Source organism: Streptomyces mesophilus (assembly GCF_011044995.1).
Taxonomy (GTDB): domain Bacteria; phylum Actinomycetota; class Actinomycetes; order Streptomycetales; family Streptomycetaceae; genus Streptomyces; species Streptomyces mesophilus.
The window spans coordinates 1-1,862 of sequence record NZ_JAAKZW010000441.1; the positions used below are offsets into that span (position 1 = coordinate 1).

General features: G+C 68.5%; 2 protein-coding genes. One reads left to right on the top strand and one right to left on the bottom strand.

Annotation, left to right across the window (positions count from 1 at the left end; genetic code table 11):
- Positions 1-127 precede the first annotated feature (127 nt).
- A complete protein-coding gene (locus G6045_RS40405; RefSeq protein WP_235968620.1) occupies positions 128-958 on the top strand; it encodes a sugar phosphate isomerase/epimerase family protein in 831 nt (276 codons plus the stop codon).
- A 104-nt stretch (positions 959-1,062) separates the two neighbouring features.
- Here G6045_RS40405 and G6045_RS40410 read toward each other — a convergent pair whose 3' ends face one another.
- On the bottom strand, positions 1,063-1,683 hold the full coding sequence (locus G6045_RS40410; RefSeq protein WP_165337233.1) for a DUF937 domain-containing protein: 621 nt from the start codon (positions 1,681-1,683) through the stop codon (positions 1,063-1,065).
- Positions 1,684-1,862 lie beyond the last annotated feature (179 nt).

A 1,862-nucleotide genomic window follows, 5' to 3' on the forward strand; every position in this document is an offset into this window, starting at 1 on the left:
AGCTTTCTGGAACGCTTACAATGAGTCGATTGTGTCTGTTTTTTTAAAGCAAAAGACGGCATACTAGATGGAAGCGGGTCTCGTGGGCTGGGAGATGTGTATAAGGGACAGCTTCAGCATCAATCAGATGACGGTCAAGCAGCTCTCGCTGCCCGAACTTGCCAACGCTTGTGGGCATTCGGGAGTTCCCGGTGTCGGGCTGTGGCGCGAACCCGTTCGGGAGTACGGCGTCGAAGCGGCCGCGAAGCTGGTCAGGGACGCGGGCCTGACCGTCACGACCCTGTGCCGTGGCGGCTTCTTCACCGCGATCGACCCCGCCGAACGCCGCCGCGCCCTCGACGACAACCGCGCCGCGATCGACGAGGCCGCGACCCTCGGCACCGACACCCTCGTCCTCGTCTCGGGCGGACTGCCCGCGGGGGACAAGGACTTGGCCGGCGCCCGCGAGCGCATCGCGGACGCACTGGCCGAACTCGGCCCGTACGCCGCCGAGCACGGCGTACGCCTCGCGATCGAACCGCTGCACCCCATGTACGCGGCCGACCGCTGCGTGGTCTCCACCCTGGGCCAGGCCCTGGACCTCGCCGAACGCTTCCCCGCCGATCAGGTGGGGGTCTGCGTGGACACGTATCACATCTGGTGGGACGACCTCGCGCCCGCGCAGATCGCCAGGGCGGGTGCGGGCGGGCGCCTGCACACCTTCCAACTGGCGGACTGGACCACCCCGTTGCCCGAGGGCGTCCTCACCGGTCGCGGCCAGCTCGGCGACGGCTCGATCGACCTCGCGCACTGGTGGCGCCTGGTCGACGCGGCGGGCTACACGGGCCCGGTGGAGGTCGAACTCTTCAACGCGGAGCTGTGGGCGCGAGAGGACGGCGCAGCAGTCCTCCATGAGACGGCGACCCGCTTCTCATCGGTGGCGTCCGAAGTCCTCGGCTCGTCCGAGGTCCTCGGCTAGCGAGAAGGGGACCATCCGTCCAGCAAGAACCGGGGCAAACCCGGACAGGTGCTGAACGTTTGGTCCCCTTCTCGGCGCGCGACGCGGGGCATGGGCGACGCGGGTTACTTTTTGCCGCCGCCCAGGATGTTGCCCAGGATGTCGCCGAGGTCCAGGCCGCCGCCCTGCTGGCCGCCCTGCTGGCCCGTCGGCGTGGCACCCGGTGCCGCACCCGGGACCGGGCCGGGGGTGGGGATCGGGCCGGAGGCCTGGGGCGAACCGCCGGACGCCCCCGCCTTCGACGACGCGGCCCGCTTCGTCAGTACGGCGAGCAGCACCGGGATGAGCATCTCGATGGCGCGCGAAACGGTCGGCGCCGGAATGCCCGTCTTCTTGGACACCGCCGTCGCGACCGGCTTGCTCATCTTGGCGATGACTCCGGCCATCATGCCGCCGCTGAGGAGCCCGCCCAGTCCGCCGCCCAGGGTGGCGACGCCCTGCAGCGGTGCGGCGCCGGCGGCGTCGCCCACCTCGGCGAAGGCCTGACGTACCTCGTCGACCTCCTCGGGGGCGCCGTTGGTGGCCTTCTCCTGCAGTCCGCCGGAGAGTGCGGAGACCGTCTCGGTGATCAGGTTCTGTGCGCCGGCGGCGTCGGTGTCGAGCAGACCGGCGATCTCGGTGAGCTTTTCGTCGCCGAGTTCGTCGATCACAGCCTTCTCAAGCGGCACATTCGCATCTTCACTCATGTCTGAAACGCTACGACTGCCCTGGTTTGTCGGCACCCGGAAGCGGAGCTGAGACTTTCACGAAAATTACTGCCCGCAGCCGTACAACCCTTTCTGGGTGACGCGGGTCGTATTAGGCATCAGGGCTTCCGGAGGGGATCCGGGGGGATTGAGGGAGACCTGTTGGAGGGGGATCGGAG